This window comes from Flavobacterium notoginsengisoli, from assembly GCF_042686225.1.
Lineage (GTDB): Bacteria > Bacteroidota > Bacteroidia > Flavobacteriales > Flavobacteriaceae > Flavobacterium > Flavobacterium notoginsengisoli.
This window is the reverse complement of record NZ_JBHUOT010000009.1, coordinates 101,017-118,019: the sequence shown is the minus strand read 5'-3', so window position 1 is coordinate 118,019 and position 17,003 is coordinate 101,017. Positions and strand designations below refer to the sequence as shown.

The following is a 17,003-nucleotide window of genomic DNA, read 5'->3' as shown; positions in this document are numbered from 1 at the left end:
GATTTACGATTCGGTTTTCGGTTCAGAATCCTGTGTTTTGTTTATCTGAGCAGTAAACTTCTCAAATAACTGAATCGTTTTGGTGTTGATTTCTTCGTAAGATAATCGGTCTTTGGTTTGATAAAAAAGCATAATCGAATACTTTTCATTTAGATTATCCAAAAGCAAATGTTTGTTTAAACGATAGGTTTCTCTCAAAACTCTCTTGAAGTAATTGCGGTCAACAGCTTTCTTGAAATACTTCTTAGAAACTGAAACACCAACTTTAGTCTGTTCTTCTGAATTTTCTTCCGCTTGACGGTAAACCAAACGAAGCGGATATTTGGAAACCGATTTTCCTTCAGAAAACAGTAATCCAATAGTGGTTTTGCTTTTTAAACGCTCGTTTTTAGGGTATTTGAAGTTCATTTAATTCAGAAAAGATTTGCAAATTCTGCCACAAAGGTACAATTAAACCAGAAAAACGGTTATTGTTTTCAATTTTAATAAGTCTAAAAATATATTTACTACTTTTGCGCATTAATTTTTGAAGCATGGAAAAAATTATTTCTTATCCAATATCGGTAATTTATTATTTATTATTTGGTTTATGTTTGGTTGTTTTTCACCCAATTCAGTGGATTTGCTTAAATGTTTTTGGTTACCAGGCTCATAAAAAAAGTGTTGATTATTTAAACTTCTGTCTTTTAAAATGTACAAATCTAATTGGTACAAGATATACCGTTAAAGGTGTAGACACAATTCCGAAAGGTGCTCCGATTATTTTTGTGGCAAATCATCAAAGTATGTACGATATCGTGGCAATGATTTGGTACTTTAGACGTTTTCATTGTAAATTTGTAAGTAAGAAGGAATTAGGAAGCGGAATTCCGAGTGTTTCTTATAATCTGAAACACGGCGGATCTGTCTTAATTGACCGAAAAGACCCTAAACAAGCGATACCAGTTATCAAAGGCTTGTCTGAATATATCGAAAAAAACACAAGATCTGCCGTTATTTTTCCGGAAGGAACAAGAAGCAAAACGGGTAAACCAAAAGAATTCGCTCAAAGCGGTTTAAAAATTTTATGCAAATATGCGCCATCTGCATATGTTGTACCGGTGAGTATTAATAATTCCTGGAAAATCGTTCGATACGGAATGTTTCCGGTTGGTTTAGGAAACCATCTGACATTTACGGCACACCAGGCTTTGGCTGTAAAAGACTATAAGTTTGAAGAGTTGATGGAGATTACTGAGAAAGCAGTTAAAGAGGGAATAAATGAGTATAAACAGGTTTAAGTTTTAGTCCGAGCTAAGACGTAAACTCAAATTTAAAATAAGTAATGTCTATAAAAAACATTAGATTAGAAGTAATGCAGTTTTTGGAAAAAAACGTGGATAGCTTCGTTGAACAGTATTTAATTCCAGTGGAAAAAATTTGGCAACCGTCGGATTTTTTACCCAATTCTGAAGGAGAAAATTTCTTTGAAGAGGTAAAAGAATTGCGCGAAATTGCTAAAGAATTACCATACGATTTCTGGGTTACGCTTGTGGGTGACACGATCACCGAAGAAGCTTTACCTACATATGAGTCCTGGTTGATGGATGTAGAAGGAGTAAATCAGGTAGAAAATGGTGGTAACGGTTGGTCTAAATGGATCCGTCAATGGACCGGAGAAGAAAACCGCCACGGAGATCTTTTGAATAAATACTTGTATTTGTCTGGTCGTGTAAATATGCGTGAAATCGAAATGACGACACAGCATTTGATTAACGACGGTTTTGATATTGGAACTGGAACTGATCCGTACAAAAATTTTGTATACACTAGTTTTCAGGAATTAGCAACTTATGTTTCTCACAATAGAGTATCGCAGATTGCAAAGAAATTTGGCGATAATAAGTTGTCTAAAATGTGTAAAATGATTGCAGGTGACGAAATGCGTCATCACCATGCATATAGTGAATTTGTTACGAGAATTTTTCAGGTTGATCCAAGCGAAATGATGTTGGCTTTTCAATACATGATGAAGCAGAAAATCGTTATGCCGGCTCACTTTTTGAGAGAATCCGGACAAAAAATCAGTACCGCGTTTGAGCAGTTCTCAGATTCTGCACAGCGTATTGGTGTTTATACCGCTACAGATTATGTGGAGATTATGCAGAAATTAATCAATAAATGGGAAGTTGATAAAATTACCAATTTAACGGATGAAGCAGAAAAAGCACGTGATTATTTAATGAAATTACCTGCACGTATGGCTAAAATTTCTGAAAGAATTGTTATTCCGCAAGAATCTCATATCTTTAAATGGGTTGAACCAGCTAGACTTTAAATTTTAGATTTTAGAATGTAGATTTCAGATTGCAATTTGAAATTTTAGATTTTTGGAATTTGAATAAATTATATTTGTTGATTGTTGAAGTTTCAAAGCTTTAACAATCAACTTTTTTATTTAAAATAAACAACTGTGCAAATTCGTTTAATCCGTTTGCCTTTTTTATCACAAATCACAACTTTATGAATACTTCTGAACTTATAAATAAGACAATCACTTTTGTAAAAGAAAAACTAAACGACGCCGAAGGCGGACACGATTGGTTTCATATTGAACGTGTTTACAAAAACGCTCTTCTGATTGCAAAAGATACAGAATGTGATCTTACAGTTGTTCAATTGGGAGCTTTACTACATGATATTGCCGACAGTAAATTCCATAACGGAGATGAAACTATCGGGCCAAAAACAGCAAGAGCGTTTTTAGAGGGCGAAAATGTTTCAGAAGACATAATTGTACATGTGGTCAATATCATTGAAAATATCTCTTATAAAGGCGGAAATTTCGAAAGAAAGTTCTCTTCTGTTGAATTGGATATTGTACAGGATGCCGATCGTCTTGATGCAATTGGTGCAATTGGAGTGGCGAGAGCGTTCAATTACGGCGGATTTAAGAACAGAGCTTTATACAATCCGGAAATTGCTCCGGTTACCAATATGACAAAAGAAGAGTATAAAAAGAATAATGCTCCAACGATAAATCATTTTTACGAAAAGCTTTTGCTTTTAAAAGATAAAATGAATACTGTAAAAGGAAAAGAAATCGCCGCAGAAAGACATCGTTTTATGGAATTATTTCTAGCGCAGTTTTATGCAGAGTGGGAAGGATTGAAATAAATTTTGAATAAGAGAATCATTTAAACACAAAACGGCTCTATTAAACTAGAACCGTTTTGGATTTAAAGTTAAGTTATAAATCGTAAAAGTTTTACATTCATTTATAATCTGGATTTTAAAAAGCACATTATTACAAAAGCGCATAAAAATCCAAAGGAAAACCAGAGTAATCTGGAAACACTTTTTTTCCTAATCATTTCGTTTTTTTCAAATTTTGTCATTTTTGATATATTTACTTTTGCAAAAGTAATTTTTGTTTTAGTTAATGTTAGGATGTAAAAGTCTTATAACCATTATAATAAGACATTTTGTTTCTTGTCAAAATAGTAAGTCACAAAGGCAAAAATCCTTTGTAGAATTATTTTTAGTTTAATTATGAAAACGAAAAACAAATTTTAGCTAGTATTATTATTCGTTGATTTTTTTGTTTAAAGCACTTATAATTTTCAGTTTATCAACTGTTATTAATAAAATAAAAATTGTCAGCGAAAGGAAGAAAACAGTAATTACCAGTAATGCAAATTGCTTTATTGTCCACTCAAGAGCCACTTTCGCTCTATGAATAAAACTGATGCTTTTTTCTGCGGCACCTTCATACATTGAAAAACGAACAGTACAAAATTCATTTTCGGTATTAAAATTTCCAAGTTCAACTCCAAGTCCTTGTAATTGTTCTTCAACTTCTAAAATTTTGTCATTTAGGGAAATATAATCTGAAATTTTTCCTCCTTTAGATTTTAATTCGATTAATGACTGAAGTATTTTTTCTATAGAAATCTTTTTAGCATTCAGTTGACGATACTCATTTGTTTTGTCAACTTTTGTAATTTCAATATCTTTGAGCTTGCCAATTCTTTGAAGGTCAAGATAAAAATTGTCAAACTTTGAAGGATTTATTCCAATAAGTAGATGAATCTGTCTATTGCCTTTTTGCCCTAAACTTTGTTCATATTGAATGATGGCATTATAAGATTTTGTTTTTGCTTTAATAAGATTTTGATCTTTATCAAATTCAGATGTTTTTGTTTTTATTGAAGCTGTCTTTTCAAATTTTTGATTTGACGCCAAATTGTTTGATGGAGAAGCTGTTTTAACATCAGCTTTCATAGCAATTTTTTCAGAGGCATAATTTTTTCTCAAATTGTCTATACTTGAAAAAAAGTTATCACTGTAATCATTTCGGGAAGTAGAATCTGAAGCAACATAACCATATAAAAGTCTAAATGCAAATAACAAAATGAAAATGCTTACAGACCATTTACTTAATATCCAAAATCTTGTTTTAAAGTTTTTTCCCATTTTAGTTTAATTTTAGATTGACTTTTTTACTAAAAAAAGCTTTAGGTTTTCATTATCAAATGTTTTTTTAAAATTAATGATTTTTGATTATGAGATGTGTAATTATTAACGCACACAGAAAACCAATTGTAAACCACAATAACCGAGCAACTCTGTTGTCTCTAATTATTTCTATTTTATCTTGTTCTGACATATTTTGAAGGTTTTAAATTTTTCAAAACAAGTACAATTAGATTTAATAAATAGCTTTAAAAAGTTTTCAAAACAACAATAAAAGACTTTTTTCTTCTGTAAAGAGACATCAAAAAATCAAAAAGCTTCACAAAGAATTAAAAATCTCTGTGAAGCTTTATTAAATTTTGCGAATTTCTGTGGAATAACATTTTAACTACATCCACAATCAGTTCCATTGCCGCAGTCTTTTTTCTTTTTTGATTTAAAAAAGTATTTTTTGATCAGAAAAGCAACTGCAAATCCTAATATGGCAAAAGCTATAATCTGCTGGATCATAATTTTTTATTTTAAAAGTTGATACGCAATTAATGCGGTAAAATAAGCCAGCGCACTCATTAAGCCCAATTGCATTGCCGGCCATTTCCAAGAATTGGTTTCTTTTTTCGTAATCGCCAATGTACTGGCACACTGCATCGCAAAAGCATAAAAGAGCAGCAACGAAATTCCAGTTGGGAAATCAAATACTTTTTTTCCAGTATCCGGATGAATTTCTGCCTGCATTTTACTTTTTATAGTCGATTCGTTGTCAGTATCACCAACGCTATAAATAGTTGCCAATGTCCCAACGAAAACCTCACGTGCAGCAAACGAACTAATCAAAGCAATTCCGATTTTCCAGTCATAACCCAAAGGCTGAATTACTGGTTCGATAGCTCTGCCCATTAATCCGATATAAGAGTTTTCTAATTTTTGAGAATTCACTTCGTTTTCAAATTGCGTTTCATCCAAAGTTGTGTTTGCAAATCGTTCTTTTACAATATTCTCAGCATCATTAAATTCTTTTCCAGGTCCATAAGAAGCCAAGAACCACAAAATAACAGATATTGCTAAGATAATTTTACCGGCACCAACAATAAATGCTTTTGTTTTCTCTACCACATTAATTCCAACATTTTTCAAAAGTGGCATTTTATAACTTGGCATCTCTACTACGAAATAGGTTTTAGATTCAAGTTTCATTACTTTGTTCAAAATGTAAGCTGATAATATTGCAGCGAAGAATCCTAAAACATATAAAGACATTAAGGTTAGCCCCTGAAGATTTAAAACTCCAAAAACACGTTTACTCGGAATGACCAGTGAAATAATAATGGCATAAACCGGTAATCTTGCAGAACAAGTCGTGAATGGCGTTACTAAGATCGTAATAAGGCGTTCTTTCCAGTTTTCAATATTTCGGGTTGCCATGATTGCCGGAATTGCACATGCTGTTCCAGAAATTAAAGGCACAACACTTTTTCCTGAAAGTCCAAATCGGCGCATGATTTTATCCATTAAAAAGACCACACGGCTCATATAACCGCTTTCTTCCAAAATGGAAATGAATAAAAACAAGAAAGCGATCTGAGGAATAAAAATAATAACTCCACCAATTCCCGGAATAATTCCCTGCGAAAGTAAATCGGTTAAAATACCGCTTGGCAGTTCTGCGGCCACCCAGCTGCTTAACGAAGCAAAAGTGCTGTCAATAAAATCCATCGGAATGGTTGACCAGCTGAAAATGGATTGAAAAATCAAGAATAAAATCGCAAAGAAAATTATGTAACCAAAAACTTTATGGGTCAAAACGCGATCTAATTTGGCACGAATATCTGTTGCATTCGAAGTATCTACTTTTAAACCCTCCTTTAGGACATCATTTATAAATTGATATCTTTTGATGGTTTCTTTTTGCTGTAAACGTTTTAACTCTGAATGTGATTTGGTAAAAGTATTGCGGACTTCATTTCGGTCTAAATTTGAAAAGTTCACATCCTGCGTAATTACCAGCCACAACTTATACATCAATTGATTTGGAAAAGCATGTTGCAGTTTTTCAAAATACTCCGGATCAATTACAGAAGCATTTAGACAAGGTTCGTTTGGAATGGTTTTATAAGAAACAATTAGTTCCTTTAATTCCTCAATTCCTAAACCTTTTCTGGAACTTACTAAAGCAATTTTGGTTTTTAGTTTTTCTTCTAAATAGGGAATATCCAAAGTAATACCTTTTCTTTCCATACGATCAGACATATTAATGACTAATATAGTAGGAATTTCAAGGTCTTTGATTTGAGTATAAATCAGTAAGTTTCTTTTTAAATTCTCAACATCAGTCACTACAACGGCAACGTCCGGATATAGTTTGTCGTTTTTGTTTAATAAAAGTTCAATAACAACACTTTCGTCCATCGAACTGGCATTCAAACTATACGTTCCTGGTAAATCCAGAATATTGGCTTTTATGTTATGAGGCAGCTTACAGAACCCCATTTTTTTCTCAACTGTAATTCCGGGATAATTTCCCACTTGTTGATTTAAACCTGTAAGCTGATTGAAAACAGAAGTTTTTCCGGTATTTGGATTCCCGATAAGGGCAACATTGATATTCTGAACGCTCATTATAAATTGTTTTGGATAAGTTCAACTTCAATTTCACGAGCCGTTTCAACGCGAATCGCCACATGCGAACCGTTAATATCCAAATATAATGGATCTCCAAAAGGAGCAATCTGTAGTAATTCAACTAAGCTGCCCGGCAGACAACCCATTTCTAATAATTTAAGTGGAATAAGATCGATATCAAAATCTTTGATAATGGCTTTCTCGCCTTTTTTCAGAGTGTGGATTGTATTTTGCAAGCTTATTTAGATTGAATTTAGATTGCAAAAGTAGGCAATTATTCTTTAAGGCAAGGCATTTAACCCTTCGACAAATGCTAAATGTTTCTAAAAATAAGGGATTTTTACTCTTTTGAGAGGAAATCGATGTCTTCTAAAAGTCGTTTTATGTCTTCTTTATTTGTTCCGTCATAAAATCCGCGAACTCTTCTTTTTTGATCTACTAAAACAAAATTCTCGGTATGAACCATATCATAAAGCTGATCTGGTCTTCCTAATTTCACAGCCAGATAGGATTTTCTAGCCATAGTGTAAATTTCTTTTTTATCGCCGGTAACCAAATTCCACTTGCTGTCTACTACTCCGTGTTTGATGGCATAGGCTTTTAAAACCGGAATACTGTCAACTTCAGGGAAAACGGTATGAGAAAGCAGCATTACTTTCGGATTATTTATAACCGCTTTTTGAACTTCTTCCAGATTGGTTGTCATTTTTGGACAAATAGAACCACAAGTTGTAAAGAAGAAATCGGCAACATAAATTTTCCCTTCGTAGTTTTTCTGTGTAATCGTATCACCGTTCTGATTTACAAATGAAAAATCGGCAATCGTGTGATATTTGCTTTTGTATTGAACCGTACTGTCGACTAATTCAGGGTTTACATCGGCAGGATTGTATATTGGAAGTGTCTTTTTAGGCTTTAAGGCAGAATAAAACAAAGATATCGTGACCACCGAAAATACTATTAAAACAATAAAGAATTTGCGGTATTTGTATAAAAGCGATTTCATAAAAATAATTTGGCGCAAAAATACAAAAAGCAGATTTTAAAAACTTTACTCCATTATTTTTTTAACAGGCTTTTGTAACTTTTACTATCAATTTGTATACTAATACAACAATTGGAATTTTAACACAATTTTTAAAATAATAACAATATGTTTGTGTTTTCCCTTAAACTATAATTTTTTATGAAAAAACAATTTGCTAAACCTGTGTTTGGTGTCATATCTGCAATGTTTTCATTAACGGCAGCTCAGGCTCAAAATGCTCCAAAGGAACCAGGTATTAATGTATCTTATATGGATACGAAAATCAGTCCAAGTCAGGATTTTTTCAAATATGTAAACGGTACCTGGCTGGAAAAAACAGAAATTCCGAGCGATCGTACAACTTGGGGAAGTTTTAATGAACTGATTAAACGAACTGATAAAGACGTTATGACAGTTTTAAAAGATGCCGCAAAAAATCCGAAGTACAAATCGAATACCGATCAGGGGAAAGCAGTTAATTTATTCAACACTTATTTGGATACAATAGGAAGGGATAAAAGAGGAATTGAACCACTAAAACCCTATCTGAAAAAAATCGATGCTATTAAAAATGTTGCTGATGTTCAGAGATATTTAATAGAAATGGAAAAAGAAGGAGGTTCTGGTTTCTTCGGAATTTATATTGGCGCTGATGATAAAGACAGTTCTAAAAATTCTGTAAATCTTGCACCAAGCGGACTTGGACTTCCGGACAAAGATTATTATACTTCTGATGATAAAGATTCTAAAGAAAAACGTGCAAAGTATGAACAGCATATAGCAAGAATGCTTCAGTTTATCGGAGAATCTCCTGAAAAAGCAAAACAAAGTGCTGCAGAAATCCTGGCTTTAGAAACAGAATTGTCTCAACCAAGATTAAACAGAGTAGAAAGAAGAGACAGCCGTTTACAATACAATCCAATGACAGTGGCTGAGATTCAAAAATTGACTCCGGCTATTAAATGGAATGAATATTTTGCCGGTTTAGGAATTACAAAATTAGAAACTGTAATTGTTTCTGAGCCTAAATATATGACGGCGCTACAAACTGTTTTCAAAGAAAACAAAGTAGGAGCATGGAAAGAATATCTAAAATGGGATTTATTAAACGGAGCTTCCGGGCAATTATCAACAGCGATTAATGATGCACGTTTTGATTTTTACAGTAAAACATTAAGAGGTGCAATTAAACAGCTTCCTGCTGAAGAAAGAGCGCTGGATATAGTTAATGGAACTGTTGGGGAAGCTCTTGGGAAATTATATGTAGAAAAATTATTCCCGGCTGAAGCAAAAGACAAAGCACAAAAAATGATTCAGAATGTAATTTTAGCTTACAAAAACAGAATCAATTCTTTGACTTGGATGTCTCCTGAAACAAAAGTAAAAGCGATTGAAAAATTAAATAAAATTACAATCAAAATTGGATATCCTGATAAATGGAAAGATTATTCTGCTTTAACAATGAAAAGTGTTGCTGAAGGCGGAACTTATTTTGATAATATGAGAAACTTATCAAAATGGGGATTTCAGGAAAGTATCGACAAGTTGAAAAAACCGGTTGATAAAACAGAATGGGGAATGTCTCCACAAACGGTAAACGCATATTACAATCCATCTTATAACGAAATTGTATTCCCAGCTGCAATTTTACAACCGCCTTTTTATAATTACCAAGCTGACGAAGCAGTTAATTATGGTGGAATTGGTGCTGTAATTGGACATGAGATTTCTCACGGATTTGATGATTCAGGTGCTCGTTACAATGCTGAAGGAAATTTGGTTGACTGGTGGACAGAAAACGACTTAAAACAATTTACAGCTTTAGGAACTGATTTGGCAAATCAATACAGTGCTCTTGAACCATTACCGGGAGTTCACGTTGATGGTCACTTTACTTTAGGAGAAAACATTGGAGATTTAGGCGGAATTAATGCTGCTTTTGACGGTTTACAATTGTATTTAAAAGAAAATGGGAATCCGGGTTTAATTGACGGATTTACACCTGAGCAACGTTTCTTCATTTCTTGGGCTACCGTTTGGAGAACAAAATCTAGAGACGAGGCGATCAAAAACCAAGTAAAAACAGATCCGCACTCTCCAGGAATGTACAGAGCGTATGTGCCAATTCAAAATGTTGATGCTTTTTACAAAGCTTTTGATATTAAGAAAGGCGACAAAATGTATGTTGAACCAGAAAAACGAGTTAAAATCTGGTAATGAAATAAATAAAATAGTAAAATCGGCGCTAATTAAGCGCCGATTTTTTTTGGACCTGTTGATAGTCTTTTATTCAAATAAAGAAATATATTTCTTACAATGATATATTCGGAAATTTTAACACAGAATTAAAAATAATAGCAATATGTTTGTTAATATACTAAAACACTAAACAAAAATGATTAAAAAGCTTTCTAAACCGATGTTTTGTGTGGTTTCTGCAATGTTTTCAGTAACAGCAGTACAAGCGCAAAATACAAAGCCAACGGAACCTGGAATAAATGTTTCCTACATGGATCCTAAAGTTAGTGCAAGTCAGGATTTTTTCCGTTATGTAAACGGTACCTGGTTGGATCAAACAGAGATTCCAAGTGACCGTAATTCTTGGGGGAGTTTTAACGAACTGCGTCAAAAAACAGATAATGATGCACTTGCTATTTTAAAAGCAGCGTCAAAAGATCCAAAGTATAAATCCAATACGGATCAGGGTAAAGCAATTGCTTTGTTCAATACTATTTTGGATACTGTTGGAAGAAACAAAAGAGGAACCACACCGCTTCAGCCTTATTTGAAAAAAATTGATGCCATTAAAAATGTTGCGGACCTTCAAAACTATATTACTGAAATGCAGCTTGCAGGCGGATCAGGTTTCTTTGGAGTTTATGTGGGAGCCGATGCGAAAAACAGTAATAAAAATTCGGTGACTTTAAGTCCTGGTACTTTAGGATTGTCGGATAAAGATTATTACAATTCTGATGATAAAGATTCTAAAGAAAAACGTGAAAAATACGAAGTTCACGTTGCAAGAATGTTGCAATACATTGGAGAATCTCCAGCAAAAGCAAAGGAAAGCGCCAAACAAATTCTGGCTTTAGAAGTTGAAATGTCTGCACCAAGATTAGATCGCGTAGAGAGAAGAGACAGAAGAAAACAATACAATCCAACCGCTGTTGCTGATTTGAAAAAGAATACGCCATCTATTCAATGGGAAAAATATTTCACAGGAATCGGAATGGCAAAATTAGACACCGTAAATGTGGCACAGCCTCGTTACATGATTGCTCTAGAAAAAACTTTTACAGAAAAGAAAGTAGAAGCCTGGAAAGAGTATTTAAAATGGTCTTTATTGAATAAATCGGCTTCAACTTTAACGACTGAAATAGAAAATGCCAATTTTGATTTCTATGGAAAAACATTAACCGGAGCTTTAAAACAACGTCCACGTGAAGAAGTAGCTTTGCAGGTAATCAATGGAGCAACCGGAGAAGCTTTAGGAAAATTGTATGTTGAAAAATTATTTCCGGCTGAAGCCAAAGCCAAAGCCAAAGATATGATTGCCAATGTAATGCTGGCTTATGAAAACAGAATTAATGCTTTACCATGGATGTCAAAAGAGACTAAAGTAAAAGCGATTGAAAAATTAAACAAATTAACCGTTAAGATTGGATATCCTGATAAATGGAAAGATTATTCCAAATTAGAACTTAAAAATGTAAACGAAGGCGGTACTTATTTTGATAATATGAAAAATTTATCAAAATGGGCTTATTCTGAAAACTTAGCGAAACTAGGAAAACCGGTTGATAAAACAGAGTGGGGAATGTCGCCGCAAACTGTAAATGCATATTTTAATCCTTCGTACAACGAAATTGTATTCCCAGCTGCAATTTTACAACCGCCGTTCTACAATTATCAGGCTGATGAAGCGGTAAATTATGGTGGAATCGGAGCTGTAATTGGTCACGAAATCTCTCATGGTTTTGACGATTCAGGAGCGCGTTACAATGCAGATGGAAATTTAGTCGACTGGTGGACAGCTGATGATTTAAAACAATTTACAGCTCTTGGTGGTGATCTTGCAGCGCAATACAGTGCATTGGAGCCTCTTCCCGGGATTTTTGTAGACGGTAAGTTTACCTTAGGTGAAAATATCGGAGATTTAGGAGGGACAAATGCCGCTTACGATGGTTTGCAATTGTACTTGAAAAAACACGGAAATCCTGGTTTAATCGACGGATTTACTCCGGAGCAGCGTTTCTTTATTTCCTGGGCTACGGTTTGGAGAACAAAATCTCGTGACGAAGCCATTAAAAGTCAGGTGAAAACAGATCCACACTCTCCAGGAATGTACAGAGCGGTTGTGCCAATTAAAAACTTAGACTCTTTTTATGATGCTTTTGGAATCAAAAAAGGAGATCCAATGTATTTAGAACCGGAAAAACGAGTTAAAATCTGGTAATCGTATTCTAATGATATAAAAAGGGCTGTCCTGATTTTTCGGGACAGCCCTTCTGCTATATTATTGTGTCCAAAACTTCATATCTGTTATCATTCCGTAGGAATGTCTCATCGGTAGAAAAACAATATTATCCACCCCGTTTTTTCACGTTCCGTAGGAACGTTTTATATTTTGGATTGTTAAAAAATGATGCCAATCAAACGTTCCTACGGAACGTGAAATAATTTTTCTACCGATGAGATGTTCCTACGGAACATATAATTATTTTAAATGACTGTAGATGTAAGCTTCAATTGCTTTTAATTCTTCATCAGACATTTCTTTTGTAATGGCAAAATTGGTCTGCATTACCGAAAACTGACTTGGATCAACAATTGGTTCTCCATTTCCTTTTAAGAAAGTCGTCATATCGCCTTTTTTGTCTTTGTAAATCTTAGCGATTTCTTTAATGCTTGGCCCAATTACTTTTTGATCCGGCTGATGACATGCGGTACAATTTCCTCTTCCTTCAAAAATTTCTTTTCCTAAAGCTTCTGGTGTTTTGGCTTTCGCCGATTCGTCTTCAGAATGTGCTTCTGTTGTTTGGTCTTTACTTTCAGAACCTTCTTTTTTACAAGATGCAAAAGCTAAAACGACAGATAAAAACAAAACCTTTTTCATTTTATTTATTTAAAAGTATTGCTGCTTCTTTAGCAAAATAAGTCGAAATAAGGTTGGCACCAGCACGTTTAATACACATTAATTGTTCCATCATAATTTTGTCGTGATCCAACCAGCCTCTTTCAGATGCCGCTTTAATCATAGCATATTCTCCAGAAACCTGATAAACGGTTACAGGAACGTGTACGGTGTTTTTTATCTCTCGAACAATATCCAAATAAGCAATTCCTGGTTTTACCATAACCATATCTGCCCCTTCTTCTACATCAGACAAAGCTTCTTTGATTGCTTCAATTCGGTTTGCATAATCCATTTGATAGGTTTTTTTATCTTTTGGAATATCTGTTGTGTCAACAGGAGCAGAATCCAATGCGTCTCTAAAAGGACCATAAAAAGCTGAGGCATATTTAGCAGAATAACTCATAATTCCAACATTCTGAAATCCTGCAGCATCCAAACCTTCGCGAAGTCGTAAAACGCGTCCGTCCATCATATCACTTGGCGCAACAAAATCGGCACCAGCTTCTGCGTGAGAAACGGCCATTTTTACTAAAGCATCGACTGTGCTGTCATTTTCTACATCGCCATTTGTTATAATTCCGTCATGACCGTAAATAGAATATGGGTCTAAAGCCACATCTGGCATAACGATCATTTCTGGACAAGCGGCTTTTATGGCACGAATAGCTTGTTGCATTAATCCGTTTGGATTCCAAGCTTCTTTTCCAGTATTGTCTTTTAGGTTTTCGCTCACTTTTACATAAATGTTAACCGCGCGAATTCCTAAATCATAAAGTTCTTTTACTTCTTTAACTGTTAAATCTATAGATCTTCTAAAAATTCCCGGCATTGATGGAATTTCTACTTTTACATTTTCGCCTTCAGCAATAAACATTGGAAACATAAAATCCGACGGACTTAAACTGGTTTCACGTACTAAAGAACGAATTGATTCATTTACTCTTAATCGTCTGCCTCGTTGTAATGGGAACATATAATTTTAGATTTTAGATTTTAGATTTCAGATTGATTAATCTTTGTTTCTAAAAATGAAGTTGTGTTTTTTGTTTTTTTAAAGTTTGCTCTACTTTTAAGTGGCGCAAAGTTAAATAAAAATCAACAGAATAAGGTGTTTAGCTAGCCTTAGAATCCGTTAATATTATCTAAAAGTTTGGTCTTTTTTATTGTTCTTAGCGAAAGTATGATTTCTTAAAAATTCCGTCTAAATTTGTAAGATGAAGAAAATTCTCGCTTTATTTTGCTGTCTGCTCTTAACCAGTTGTTTTGAGATTACAGAAAGAATCAAACATCACGACGATCAAAGTGGCGAATATACTTTGATGATCGACTTTTCAAAATCTTGGTTTAAAACCAAATCGGCTATTTTTTTAGAAGAAGTTGATGGCGTCAAAATTCCGAATGAACAAGAAATTACCCAAAAGTTAGATGATTTTAAAGTAAAAGCATTGAAGATTGACGGTATTTCCAATGTGACGACCAAAACCGATTTTAGCAATTATGTTTTCATTATCAAACTCAATTATGCCAATTTGAAAGCATTAAATGCTGTTGTCAATACGATAAACAATCAGCGTGAACAGATTCACTTTAGCGGAAGCGGTAAAACTTTTGAAAGAATTGCATCCTATCCAGTTCCAGAAAAAGTAGTCAACGATCCGAAGAAAAAGAAAGATCTTGAAGAAGCCTCTATTACATCTATTTACACTTTTGATCGTGATATTTTAACTGCTGATAATGCAAACAGTAAAATTTCGAAAAACAAAAAAACGGTTTTTTTAAAACAAAGCATGTATAGTGTTTTTAAGAAATCGACCCTAATGAACAATACAATTCAATTAACGCCTTAATTTATGAAGCAGTTTTATTCCTTATTTTTATTATTCGCCTCGGTGCTGACTTTTGGCCAAGCCAGTTTAGATAAATACGATTATTTTGTACAGTTTAACGGAAATCAGCTTTCGAAAAAAGTAGATGTTAATCAAGTGCTGAATCATCCCATTATTACAAAATTCACTAGTAAAAAACCTGATTTTGATCTTCGAAAATATACTTCAATCATCAAATTGGATCAGAAGATTACCATCCATGGAAGTTTTCTAGACAGCGTTCCCTATTATCAAGTTACGATTCCGATAAAAAACAAAGAAGCTGTAAAGCAGTATTTAGTTGAGAATTTAAAAGCCGAGAACAATGCTATTCAGGATTTTGGGAAATATGCTGTTTTTACATCAAAAGGAGCTAAAAAGTCATTGGTGTGGAATGATGATTATTTAGTGATATTTGAATTAACCAAAAGACTTCCGACGAAATTTTATAATGAAGAGGCTGCTATGAGAGCAGTCGATTCTGCTGCGACAATAGATTATTATGAAAACGATACTATTGCAGCGCCGGCTGTAGCTGATGTCGAACCAAAAGCTTCAGATATTATTTTGGAAGATGACCAATATGACGAAAATCCTTATGAAGCATACTCAGCAGAACAAGCAGAATTTGATCGAAAATTGGCAGAAAACCAAAGTGAAATTATAAAACGTCTGTTCGAAAATGGTTTTACGGCGCCAACTTCTTCTAAGATTACTATTGGAGCTGATATTTCTTCTTGGGTAGATTACGGCGGCATGATTTCGACTTTATATTCGGCGTATAGTTATCCGATGAGACTTTTTGGAGGTTATGATAAATATCTTCCAATGCAAAAGAATTTCGGGAATTTTGTAAAAGGAATAAACCTTGATTTCTATTTTGATAATGACAATGCGAGAATCGAAGAAATTGTAGAATATTCTACAGAAATTGCTGAGGCAGTAAGCAAAATTGGAGATCGAAAAATCAACAAAAACATCTTTAATTATTTCCCTTCGGAGAAACCATTGGGATATATGTCTTATCATATTAACACTAGAGCGGCACTTGAAAAGTTTCCGTCTTTAATGACCGATATGTTTCAGAATCCAAAGTTTGCTAAGGAAGATATTTTAGTTATAACAGATTTAATTTCTACCATAGTTGATGAAGAAGCCACAGCGAAGCTTTTTGATGGTGATTTAAGTGCTTTTTTATATGATGTGAAGGAAGTTGAGGTAATGACCAAAAAATACGGTTATGATGAAAATTACGAGGAAAAAATTACGGAAGAGAAAGTTAAGAAAACAATTCCGCTATTTTCGGTAGTTTTTACATCAACACATCCGACTTTTGGAGATAAATTATTGCAATTAGGCGTTCGCAAAAAAATGCTGATTCAAAACGGAAATTATTACCAGATTTTAGGGACTAAAGAATATGGCGATATTTACATTCTAAAAGATAAAGACGTTGTTGCGGTAAGTAATACATTGGATTATTTTAGCAAAGGAAATAGTTCTTTTGTAAAAGAAACAAAGAAAGATTTAAGCAAGAATGCTATTTTCGGAAAACTAAATATTTCACAGACAATTAAAGCTTTTGGACAAAACGCTAAAGATGATGAATTAAATAAAATGAATAGATTCGCATCTCAGTTTTCAGATTTTACCATGGAATCGCCTAAAAAGCTGATTGATAATAAATTCAAGTTTGTGTTTAAATTGAATTCTTTACAAACCGATAAAAATATCATTTTGCAGACATTAGATTTGGCCAATGATATGATGGCTTCAAAATAAAGTTCAAAACAAAAATCCCCGAAACATTAGATTTCGGGGATTTTTGTTTGTAAGAGAATCTGTTGGATGAAACTAAAAGGAGAATATTTTAACACATAGAAACATAGATTTTTATATT

14 protein-coding genes are annotated in these 17,003 nt (G+C 33.7%); 7 read left to right on the top strand and 7 right to left on the bottom strand.

The genetic code is table 11. The annotated features are described in order from the left end of the window. Positions 1-3: 3 nt before the first annotated feature. Positions 4-408 carry a ribonuclease P protein component gene (gene rnpA, locus ACFS3A_RS19395; protein ID WP_379827213.1) on the bottom strand — a complete coding sequence of 135 codons (405 nt, stop codon included), beginning with the start codon at positions 406-408 and terminating at the stop codon, positions 4-6. A 125-nt stretch (positions 409-533) separates the two neighbouring features. Here rnpA and ACFS3A_RS19390 point away from each other — a divergent pair, with 125 nt between their 5' ends. The 3 genes from ACFS3A_RS19390 (at position 534) to ACFS3A_RS19380 (ending at position 3,156) form a co-directional block, all read left to right on the top strand. Next, a complete protein-coding gene (locus tag ACFS3A_RS19390; RefSeq protein WP_379827212.1) occupies positions 534-1,280 on the top strand; it encodes a lysophospholipid acyltransferase family protein in 747 nt (248 codons plus the stop codon). A 44-nt stretch (positions 1,281-1,324) separates the two neighbouring features. Continuing rightward, positions 1,325-2,317 (top strand): acyl-ACP desaturase, encoded by a 993-nt coding sequence (locus ACFS3A_RS19385; protein ID WP_379827211.1) that lies wholly within the window; start codon positions 1,325-1,327, stop codon positions 2,315-2,317. A 185-nt stretch (positions 2,318-2,502) separates the two neighbouring features. Further along, positions 2,503-3,156, top strand: coding sequence for an HD domain-containing protein (locus ACFS3A_RS19380; protein WP_379827210.1), 654 nt, complete (start codon positions 2,503-2,505; stop codon positions 3,154-3,156). Between the two features lie 408 nt (positions 3,157-3,564). Here the strand turns inward: ACFS3A_RS19380 and ACFS3A_RS19375 are convergent, their stop codons facing one another. From ACFS3A_RS19375 to ACFS3A_RS19360, 4 genes are all read right to left on the bottom strand, one after another. Continuing rightward, positions 3,565-4,455, bottom strand: a complete 891-nt coding sequence (locus ACFS3A_RS19375; protein WP_379827209.1) for a DUF4349 domain-containing protein — start codon at positions 4,453-4,455, stop codon at positions 3,565-3,567. Positions 4,456-4,971: 516 nt separating this feature from the next. Continuing rightward, positions 4,972-7,071, bottom strand: coding sequence for a ferrous iron transport protein B (feoB, locus tag ACFS3A_RS19370; protein ID WP_379827208.1), 2,100 nt, complete (start codon positions 7,069-7,071; stop codon positions 4,972-4,974). Continuing rightward, positions 7,071-7,310 (bottom strand): FeoA family protein, encoded by a 240-nt coding sequence (locus ACFS3A_RS19365; RefSeq protein WP_341694300.1) that lies wholly within the window; start codon positions 7,308-7,310, stop codon positions 7,071-7,073. Before ACFS3A_RS19365 ends, feoB begins: the two co-directional genes overlap by 1 nt. Before the next feature lie 104 nt (positions 7,311-7,414). Continuing rightward, positions 7,415-8,080, bottom strand: a complete 666-nt coding sequence (locus ACFS3A_RS19360) for an SCO family protein (protein ID WP_379827207.1) — start codon at positions 8,078-8,080, stop codon at positions 7,415-7,417. A gap of 180 nt (positions 8,081-8,260) precedes the next feature. Here ACFS3A_RS19360 and ACFS3A_RS19355 point away from each other — a divergent pair, with 180 nt between their 5' ends. Beyond that, on the top strand, positions 8,261-10,318 hold the full coding sequence (locus ACFS3A_RS19355) for a M13 family metallopeptidase (RefSeq protein ID WP_379827206.1): 2,058 nt from the start codon (positions 8,261-8,263) through the stop codon (positions 10,316-10,318). 178 nt (positions 10,319-10,496) lie between these two features. Further along, positions 10,497-12,557, top strand: coding sequence for a M13 family metallopeptidase (locus tag ACFS3A_RS19350; RefSeq protein WP_379827205.1), 2,061 nt, complete (start codon positions 10,497-10,499; stop codon positions 12,555-12,557). A gap of 261 nt (positions 12,558-12,818) precedes the next feature. On the opposite strand, the gene ACFS3A_RS19345 is transcribed toward ACFS3A_RS19350, so the two are convergent. Next, positions 12,819-13,217 carry a c-type cytochrome gene (locus ACFS3A_RS19345; RefSeq protein ID WP_379827204.1) on the bottom strand — a complete coding sequence of 133 codons (399 nt, stop codon included), beginning with the start codon at positions 13,215-13,217 and terminating at the stop codon, positions 12,819-12,821. 1 nt (position 13,218) lies between these two features. Continuing rightward, entirely contained in the window at positions 13,219-14,211 is a 993-nt protein-coding gene (gene hemB, locus ACFS3A_RS19340) for a porphobilinogen synthase (RefSeq protein ID WP_379827203.1), read from the bottom strand. Positions 14,212-14,452: 241 nt separating this feature from the next. On the opposite strand from hemB, the gene ACFS3A_RS19335 reads away from it, so the two are divergent. Further along, complete coding sequence (locus ACFS3A_RS19335; protein WP_379827202.1) at positions 14,453-15,085, top strand: hypothetical protein; 633 nt, start codon at positions 14,453-14,455, stop codon at positions 15,083-15,085. Between the two features lie 3 nt (positions 15,086-15,088). Further along, positions 15,089-16,885: a hypothetical protein gene (locus ACFS3A_RS19330; RefSeq protein WP_379827201.1), complete on the top strand. Its 1,797-nt coding sequence runs from the start codon at positions 15,089-15,091 to the stop codon at positions 16,883-16,885. Positions 16,886-17,003 lie beyond the last annotated feature (118 nt).

Coding starts and splice junctions, on each gene's coding strand:
- ACFS3A_RS19360 (WP_379827207.1), bottom strand. CDS start 8,080: ATGAAATCGCTTTTATACAAATACCGCAAATTCTTTATTGTTTTAATA.
- feoB (WP_379827208.1), bottom strand. CDS start 7,071: ATGAGCGTTCAGAATATCAATGTTGCCCTTATCGGGAATCCAAATACC.
- ACFS3A_RS19390 (WP_379827212.1), top strand. CDS start 534: ATGGAAAAAATTATTTCTTATCCAATATCGGTAATTTATTATTTATTA.
- hemB (WP_379827203.1), bottom strand. CDS start 14,211: ATGTTCCCATTACAACGAGGCAGACGATTAAGAGTAAATGAATCAATT.
- ACFS3A_RS19385 (WP_379827211.1), top strand. CDS start 1,325: ATGTCTATAAAAAACATTAGATTAGAAGTAATGCAGTTTTTGGAAAAA.
- ACFS3A_RS19335 (WP_379827202.1), top strand. CDS start 14,453: ATGAAGAAAATTCTCGCTTTATTTTGCTGTCTGCTCTTAACCAGTTGT.
- ACFS3A_RS19380 (WP_379827210.1), top strand. CDS start 2,503: ATGAATACTTCTGAACTTATAAATAAGACAATCACTTTTGTAAAAGAA.
- ACFS3A_RS19375 (WP_379827209.1), bottom strand. CDS start 4,455: ATGGGAAAAAACTTTAAAACAAGATTTTGGATATTAAGTAAATGGTCT.
- rnpA (WP_379827213.1), bottom strand. CDS start 408: ATGAACTTCAAATACCCTAAAAACGAGCGTTTAAAAAGCAAAACCACT.
- ACFS3A_RS19355 (WP_379827206.1), top strand. CDS start 8,261: ATGAAAAAACAATTTGCTAAACCTGTGTTTGGTGTCATATCTGCAATG.
- ACFS3A_RS19350 (WP_379827205.1), top strand. CDS start 10,497: ATGATTAAAAAGCTTTCTAAACCGATGTTTTGTGTGGTTTCTGCAATG.
- ACFS3A_RS19345 (WP_379827204.1), bottom strand. CDS start 13,217: ATGAAAAAGGTTTTGTTTTTATCTGTCGTTTTAGCTTTTGCATCTTGT.
- ACFS3A_RS19330 (WP_379827201.1), top strand. CDS start 15,089: ATGAAGCAGTTTTATTCCTTATTTTTATTATTCGCCTCGGTGCTGACT.